Annotated in this window: 8 protein-coding genes and 1 riboswitch; of the genes, 3 read left to right on the top strand and 5 right to left on the bottom strand. The window is 50.4% G+C overall.

Features of this window, described 5'->3' with window-relative positions:
* Positions 1 to 164: 164 nt before the first annotated feature.
* Complete coding sequence (ubiK, locus tag ACUU1M_RS04380) at positions 165 to 455, bottom strand: ubiquinone biosynthesis accessory factor UbiK (protein ID WP_001295626.1); 291 nt, start codon at positions 453 to 455, stop codon at positions 165 to 167.
* 121 nt (positions 456 to 576) lie between these two features.
* Positions 577 to 725: riboswitch (FMN riboswitch) on the top strand.
* 103 nt (positions 726 to 828) lie between these two features.
* Here ubiK and ribB point away from each other — a divergent pair.
* Positions 829 to 1,482, top strand: a complete 654-nt coding sequence (gene ribB / locus ACUU1M_RS04375) for a 3,4-dihydroxy-2-butanone-4-phosphate synthase (RefSeq protein WP_001076991.1) — start codon at positions 829 to 831, stop codon at positions 1,480 to 1,482.
* Between the two features lie 260 nt (positions 1,483 to 1,742).
* Positions 1,743 to 1,913 carry a protein YqiD gene (yqiD, locus tag ACUU1M_RS04370; protein ID WP_000469266.1) on the top strand — a complete coding sequence of 57 codons (171 nt, stop codon included), beginning with the start codon at positions 1,743 to 1,745 and terminating at the stop codon, positions 1,911 to 1,913.
* Between the two features lie 57 nt (positions 1,914 to 1,970).
* Here the strand turns inward: yqiD and zupT are convergent, their stop codons facing one another.
* Entirely contained in the window at positions 1,971 to 2,732 is a 762-nt protein-coding gene (zupT, locus tag ACUU1M_RS04365) for a zinc transporter ZupT (protein WP_005077000.1), read from the bottom strand.
* 142 nt (positions 2,733 to 2,874) lie between these two features.
* Here zupT and ygiD point away from each other — a divergent pair, with 142 nt between their 5' ends.
* A complete protein-coding gene (gene ygiD / locus ACUU1M_RS04360; protein ID WP_005051905.1) occupies positions 2,875 to 3,663 on the top strand; it encodes a 4,5-DOPA-extradiol-dioxygenase in 789 nt (262 codons plus the stop codon).
* Positions 3,664 to 3,700: 37 nt separating this feature from the next.
* On the opposite strand, the gene ACUU1M_RS04355 is transcribed toward ygiD, so the two are convergent.
* The 3 genes from ACUU1M_RS04355 to tolC form a co-directional block, all read right to left on the bottom strand.
* Entirely contained in the window at positions 3,701 to 4,861 is a 1,161-nt protein-coding gene (locus ACUU1M_RS04355; RefSeq protein ID WP_000442868.1) for a glutathionylspermidine synthase family protein, read from the bottom strand.
* Positions 4,862 to 4,866: 5 nt separating this feature from the next.
* Positions 4,867 to 5,538, bottom strand: a complete 672-nt coding sequence (locus ACUU1M_RS04350) for a DUF1190 family protein (RefSeq protein WP_000831546.1) — start codon at positions 5,536 to 5,538, stop codon at positions 4,867 to 4,869.
* A gap of 147 nt (positions 5,539 to 5,685) precedes the next feature.
* Complete coding sequence (tolC, locus tag ACUU1M_RS04345) at positions 5,686 to 7,167, bottom strand: outer membrane channel protein TolC (RefSeq protein WP_000735278.1); 1,482 nt, start codon at positions 7,165 to 7,167, stop codon at positions 5,686 to 5,688.
* Between the last annotated feature and the right edge of the window lie 4 nt (positions 7,168 to 7,171).

Here is a 7,171-nt window from a genome sequence, read left to right as displayed (position 1 = left end):
AATATCGATTAAGTAAAACTTAAAGAATACATAACAATTATATTTTCAATTGCAATCATTCATTTTTGTGATGATACTCTGAATGGGATTAAGCGATAATGTAATAGAAAACACTGTAAATTAGAGGATTAATTCATAATTTACAGTGCATTAAAGACAAATGTTTACAGCGTTGGGGGGAGAGTCTCTGGATCTGGCTGCTTTTTGATCTCAGTACTGCGATTTTCCAGTTCGCTGATTCTTTGTTCAAGCAGCGCCAGTTTCTCACGAGTCCGTAACAGGACTTGCGTTTGGACGTCGAACTCTTCACGGCTTACAAGGTCGAGGCGCGTCAGCTGAGCTTGTAGGGTTTGGCGGATTTTTTTCTCCACATCTTCCCCGAACTCCCTGATTCCTTTAGGCATTGATTCGTGAACCTGGCGAGCGATTTGCTCAATTTTTTTCGGGTCAATCATTGTAGTTTCCCTGTACTGATAGGTGTTGAGTACCATTGTAGTGCGATAAGGGTAAGTCATAAACCAGAATTATGTGAAGCTATGCGTTGCTGCCGCTAATCATTAGCGTTATAGTGAATCCGCTTATTCTCAGGGCGGGGCGAAATTCCCCACCGGCGGTAAATCAACTCAGTTGAAAGCCCGCGAGCGCTTTGGGTGCGAACTCAAAGGACAGCAGATCCGGTGTAATTCCGGGGCCGACGGTTAGAGTCCGGATGGGAGAGAGTAACGATTCTGTCGGGCATGGACCCGCTCACGTTATTTTGGCTATATGCCGCCACTCCTAAGACTGCCCTGATTCTGGTAACCATAATTTTAGTGAGTTTTTTTTACCATGAATCAGACGCTACTTTCCTCTTTTGGTACGCCTTTCGAACGTGTTGAAAATGCACTGGCTGCGCTGCGTGAAGGACGCGGTGTAATGGTGCTTGATGATGAAGACCGTGAAAACGAAGGCGATATGATCTTCCCGGCAGAAACCATGACCGTTGAGCAGATGGCGCTGACCATTCGCCACGGTAGCGGTATTGTTTGCCTGTGCATCACTGAAGATTGCCGTAAACAACTTGATCTGCCAATGATGGTAGAAAATAACACCAGCGCCTATGGCACCGGTTTTACCGTGACCATTGAAGCGGCTGAAGGTGTGACTACCGGTGTTTCTGCCGCTGATCGTATTACGACCGTTCGCGCAGCGATTGCCGATGGCGCAAAACCTTCTGATCTGAATCGCCCGGGCCACGTTTTCCCACTTCGCGCGCAGGCAGGTGGTGTACTGACGCGTGGCGGTCATACTGAAGCGACTATTGATTTGATGACGCTGGCAGGCTTTAAACCGGCTGGTGTGCTGTGTGAGCTGACTAATGACGATGGCACGATGGCGCGTGCACCAGAGTGCATTGAGTTTGCCAATAAACACAATATGGCGCTCGTGACTATTGAAGACCTGGTGGCATACCGTCAGGCACATGAGCGTAAAGCCAGCTGAAAACCGCTGCTTAATTACTGCCTTAATCAAGAAACCGAAGTTGTAGCTGGCTTCGGTTTTTATTTTGCCCTGCTATGCAAGATGTTAATTCCGCTTCTCTTTCTATGAGAAAATTTCATTAATATCAGGTATTCTTTTTCATTATGATCAAAATCATATAATTGTTCCGTTATTATGCGACCATATGAATATATCCGAAAAAGGATATGTGAAATTTATGCGCTAAATGTTTAGTATTGTTAAATATTAAGGGTAAAAGGATGTTTATCGCCTGGTACTGGATTGTATTGATTGCTCTGGTTGTGGTGGGTTATTTTCTGCATTTGAAACGTTATTGTCGGGCGTTTCGCCAGGACAGAGACGCACTGCTTGAAGCGCGGAACAAATACTTAAACAGTACGAGAGAAGAGACAGCCGAAAAGGTAGAATAAGGCTTTCGTGAAGCTGGCAGAAGTTGTCCATGTGCTGGACAACTTCTGATGTTGTTTTTAACCAATTCCCGCCGTTTGTAGCAGCACTAAACTGAATCCCATCACTGACATTCCACATAGTACGCCATAGCTGGGGTTATTATTAGGGTCAATCTCTTTGGCGAGCGGCATTAATTCATCAACCGAGAGCGCCACCATAATTCCTGCAACCGCCGCCATGACCACCGGGGAAATCATGCTACCGAGGATTAACCACGCCAGCACACCACCAAGAATTTCTGCTAGTCCAGAAATCCCCGCCCACAGAATCGCGGTGCGTTTAGACCCCGTTGCCGCATAAACCGGGCCTGCCACTGCCAGACCTTCAGGGATATTGTGCAACGCGACGGCCAGTGCGATGCCAAATCCCAGCTCCAGGTTGCTGCTCGCCGTGACAAAGGTGGCAATCCCTTCCGGGAAGTTATGCAGACTGATGCCGAGAGTGAGCAGAATGGCTGTGCGCTTGATCGATTTTGGCAACAGCTGCACCGATTTTTGCATTAAATCCTGCGGATGCGCATGCGGCAACATGCGGTCCAGGCCAAAGTAGCCAAGCAGACCGAAGATAAACATTCCATAACCCAACACCGGCGACATTCCTTCAGCTGCTAGTGCGGCAGGAAGCATTTCCATTAATGAGATGAGCAACATGATCCCCGCCGCAAAACCTAGCGAAAACGCCAGTAAGCGGTTCGAGGGTTTTTGTCCGAGAACGCCGAGAAACGCGCCAATAAACGTGGCTGCCCCCGCCAGTATGGTCAGAATGAGAGGTACTGACATCGACAACTCCTTATAAATCTTCACCTTCAGGCAGATCGTCAAAATAACTGATGATCATCATCATTGTTATCCGGGTTCTTACTCCGCCGAACAAGCGTATTGTGAGGATATCAAAATGACACCTTTAGTTAAGGATATCATCATGTCTTCAACACGTATGCCAGCATTGTTTTTAGGTCACGGTAGTCCGATGAACGTGCTGGAAGATAATTTGTATACCCGCAGCTGGCAGAAGTTGGGGATGACATTGCCACGCCCGCAAGCGATTGTGGTGGTTTCGGCTCACTGGTTTACCCGTGGAACAGGAGTGACCGCGATGGAGACGCCGCCCACGATTCATGACTTTGGTGGCTTCCCGCAGGCGCTGTACGATACGCATTATCCTGCTCCGGGTTCGCCTGCGCTGGCACAGCGTCTGGTTGAGCTGTTAGCGCCGATCCCGGTGACGCTGGATAAAGAAGCCTGGGGCTTTGACCACGGCTCGTGGGGCGTGCTGATTAAGATGTATCCTGACGCCGATATCCCTATGGTGCAGTTGAGTATCGACAGTAGCAAACCTGCCGCTTGGCATTTCGAAATGGGGCGCAAACTCGCGGCGCTGCGTGATGAAGGAATAATGTTGGTCGCCAGCGGTAACGTGGTGCATAACCTGCGCACAGTGAAGTGGCACGGTGATAGTTCACCGTATCCGTGGGCGACGTCGTTTAATGAGTATGTGAAAGCGAATCTGACGTGGCAAGGGCCGGTAGAGCAGCATCCTCTGGTGAATTATCTCGACCATGAAGGTGGCGCGTTATCGAACCCAACGCCAGAGCACTATCTGCCGTTGTTGTATGTGTTAGGTGTGTGGGATGGGCAGGAGCCAATTACCATTCCGGTCGATGGTATAGAAATGGGCAGTTTAAGTATGCTGTCGGTGCAGATAGGCTAACAATTACCGGATGGCGAGTGCCATCCGGTATCGTGGCTTATTCAACAAAAATATGTGGATAAAACCGAGACATATCTTGGGTGATCAACGCACGGTCTTCACGAATGCCAATTCCGGCAGGTTGATCGTTCACCAGCCAGCTACCAATCAGCATATAGCTGTCGCCGAATTTCGGTAACGGGTGGAATTGCTGAACAATCATCCCTTCTTCGCCATACGGACCTTCCGCTGCTTCAATGGTTTTGCCGTTCTCAATGATCGACACGTTTGCGCCTTCACGGGAGAAGATCGGTTTAACCACATATTTTTCCATTTGCGGATGATCATCTTCCGCAAAATAAGCGGGCAGCAGGTTCGGGTGATTCGGGAACATCTCCCACAGTAGCGGTAGAAGTGCCTTGTTGGAGATAATGCTCTTCCACGCCGGTTCCAGCCAGCGTACGCCAGCATCTTCCAGCTTGGTGGAGAACATTTCGCGCAGCATAAATTCCCACGGATAAAGCTTGAACAGGTTAGAAATCACCTGATCCTGTAAATCCGTGAACTGGCCTTTTTCGCCTAAACCTATCTCGTCGATGTAGAGGAACTCGGTGGCGATTTCAGCTTCGGTTGCGCAGTCCTGCAAATACTGAATGGTTCCGCGATCTTCCACCGTGTCGCGACAGCAGGTGAGATGCAGCAACTGGAAGCCATACTGTTCACGCAGCTCAACGAAGCGATCGATCAGTTTTTCTTGCAGACTGTTAAACTGGTCGCTGCCCTCCGGCAAGTTACCGGCGTTAAGCTGATCTTCCAGCCAGATCCACTGAAAGAACGCCGCCTCGTATAGTGACGTTGGCGTATCGGCGTTATTTTCCAGAAGTTTAGGTTCGCCAGTGCCATCCCACGCCAGATCAAGACGCGAATAAAGCGATGGCTGGTGAGTCAGCCATGATTGACGCACAAAACTCCAGGTGTGTTTTGGTATGCGGAATTTGGTCATCAGCTCATCGCTGGCGATCACTTTTTCCACCACTTTCAGGCACATCTGGTGCAGTTCGGCGGTGACTTCTTCCAGCTTTTCAACCTGGGCGAGGGTCAACTTGTAGTAAGCATCTTCACACCAGTACGGCTCGCCGTACATGGTGTGAAAATTGAAACCGTATTCGTGGGCTTTCTCACGCCAGTCCGGGCGCTCGGTAATACTGACTCTTTCCATCGGTATCAGCCACCCATTGAACGAGAAGAGGTGCCGGTTGCGCTACGCTGCATAGTGCTTTGTTTGGCAACAGATTCACCAAAACCGCCACGGGTAACGGTAGTGGTGGTCGCCGGTTTTGGTGCCATTGCCGTCTTCGGTACGGTCATGGTGCGGCCTGGCTGGACTGCGCCATAGTTTTTACCCGTCGCGTCGGTATATTTACCGTAAGCCGGACTGGCCGGGTTTTTCGAGGAGAACAGCGGCTGCTGTGCAAATCCCGCGCCGCCGCCCATCAGACGCCCCATCATGTAACCGGCCATCAGCGGCATCCAGAAACTCCCGCTGGATTGCTGAGCCTGCGCCTGGTTTTCTGGTGCCATGCCAGCCTGGGCTGGTGCTTGCTGACACTGACCTTCACCAAATTCAGCAACACAGTCTTCACGGGTGGCGTATTTCGGCGCAGTACGTTCGGCTTCTTTCAGCGCATTGTTGTACGCGGTGGTACATTCGGCGCTTTTGCCTGGGTTTGCAGCTGAACAGTCGTCAGCATTTTGATAGAGAGACACTGTTTCATCACTCTTTTCACAGCCAGCCAGCATAAAAACAGTGGCAACCGCGAGAGCGACTGGTGTCAGATGGCGTGCGCTCCAGTTTTTGCGGAACGATGCGTGGCGTATGGATTTTGTCCGTTTCATTTTTGTCTTCCGGGACCAGTGGTAAATACCCATCAGAATAGAGGATGGCTGGTCGAAATTGAAGCGAGAAGGGGGAAGAATGCGGCAGATAACCCGTATCTTTACGTTGCCTTACGTTCAGACGGGGCCGAAGCCCCGTCGTCGTCATCAGTTACGGAAAGGGTTATGACCGTTACTGGTGGTAGTGCGTGCGGATGTTTGCTGAACGACGGGTGCCGGGCTATCAGGCGCATAACCATCAGCAATAGCATTCTGTTCCGGCGTTTGCGGGGCAACGTTTTCCGGATTAGTGGAAACCGGTTTGCTCAGCGCATTGTTCAGTGCCAGCAAATCCTGCTCGTTCAACGTACCCAGGGCTGACTTAATATTCAGCTGATTAATCAGGTAGTTATAACGCGCATTCGCCAGCTCTTGCTTGGCGTTGTACAGCGTGGTGGTCGCATCCAACACATCAACAATGGTACGCGTACCGACCGAGTAGCCCGCTTCCATCGCGTCTAATGAGCTTTGCGCGGAAACTACGGCTTGTTTGTAGGCGTTAATACTACTGATAGAAGCATTAATGTTGTTGAAGGAGGAACGTACGGTTTGCACGACGCTACGATGTGCGCTTTCCAGTTGCTCACTGGCACCAACAAAGTTGTACTGTGCCTGTTTCACCTGCGAGTTAACCATTCCGCCCTGATAAATCGGCAGCGAGAAGCTCAGGCCAACTTTGTTCTGGCCCATATTGCTATCGTCATACTGGGTACCAGCGGCACCACGGGTTTTCGAACCGCTATAAGAGGTGTCAGAAATCCCGGTAGAAGCCGTTAAATCCAGAGTCGGTAAGTGACCATCCTGCGCCTGGCGAATTTGCTCGCGCGCCAAGTCTTGGCTCAAGCGTGCCTGTAACAGCGACAGGTTGCGTTTTTCGGCTTCTTTCAGCAGCGCGTTAACCGGCTGTGGTTTGTCGGTTTTAAAGTTTTCGACATTCAGCGCCGCCAGTTCCGGATAGTAGTTACCGGTGATCTGGCGCAGCTGCTCTACCGCGTTATCAAGGTTATTACGTGCGGTCACTTCGTTCGCCAGCACGGTATCGTACTGCGCGCGGGCGTTCTGCACGTCGGTGATCGCTACCAGGCCCACGTTAAAACGTTGGGTGGTTTGATCTAATTGACGGTAGATCGCTTCTTTTTGTGCCTGTGTATAGGAAAGAACGTCAATAGCATTCAACACGTTGAAATAAGCGGTCGCGGTGTTGAGGATCAAGGTTTGCTGATCGGTCTGATATGTGACGTCCTGAATCCCTGCTGCTTTTTCCTGCAGCGTTAACGCACGCCATTTCGACATATCAAAAATGGATTGAGTTAACTGCAGGGACGCACTGGTCGCGTTCGAGTTGATGCCGTTCGCGTCGCGGTAGCCGTTGCTATAGGTGTAATCTGCACCTAAACCTAGCTGTGGCAGTAATGGACTGCGCGCTTCATTAATTTTTTCAAAGGCAGCATCACGATCGGCGGCAGACTTACGCAATTCCGGGTTACTAAGGCGTGCTTGCTGATAAACTTGCATCAGGTTCTCGGCCTGGCTCAACGAACTGAACCCAGAAAGGCTCAGGCCGATAAGAATGGGGAGCAATTTCTTCATTTGC

The sequence above is a fragment of the Shigella sp. SIG6 genome, assembly GCF_053555815.1.
Note: the sequence above shows the minus strand (reverse complement) of the source record. Positions and strands in the feature narration are given on the sequence as shown.

Excerpts from the sequence above, each read along its gene's own strand:
- ubiK (WP_001295626.1), bottom strand. The coding sequence starts at position 455 with ATGATTGACCCGAAAAAAATTGAGCAAATCGCTCGCCAGGTTCACGAA.
- ribB (WP_001076991.1), top strand. The coding sequence starts at position 829 with ATGAATCAGACGCTACTTTCCTCTTTTGGTACGCCTTTCGAACGTGTT.
- yqiD (WP_000469266.1), top strand. The coding sequence starts at position 1,743 with ATGTTTATCGCCTGGTACTGGATTGTATTGATTGCTCTGGTTGTGGTG.
- zupT (WP_005077000.1), bottom strand. The coding sequence starts at position 2,732 with ATGTCAGTACCTCTCATTCTGACCATACTGGCGGGGGCAGCCACGTTT.
- ygiD (WP_005051905.1), top strand. The coding sequence starts at position 2,875 with ATGTCTTCAACACGTATGCCAGCATTGTTTTTAGGTCACGGTAGTCCG.
- ACUU1M_RS04355 (WP_000442868.1), bottom strand. The coding sequence starts at position 4,861 with ATGGAAAGAGTCAGTATTACCGAGCGCCCGGACTGGCGTGAGAAAGCC.
- ACUU1M_RS04350 (WP_000831546.1), bottom strand. The coding sequence starts at position 5,538 with ATGAAACGGACAAAATCCATACGCCACGCATCGTTCCGCAAAAACTGG.
- tolC (WP_000735278.1), bottom strand. The coding sequence starts at position 7,167 with ATGAAGAAATTGCTCCCCATTCTTATCGGCCTGAGCCTTTCTGGGTTC.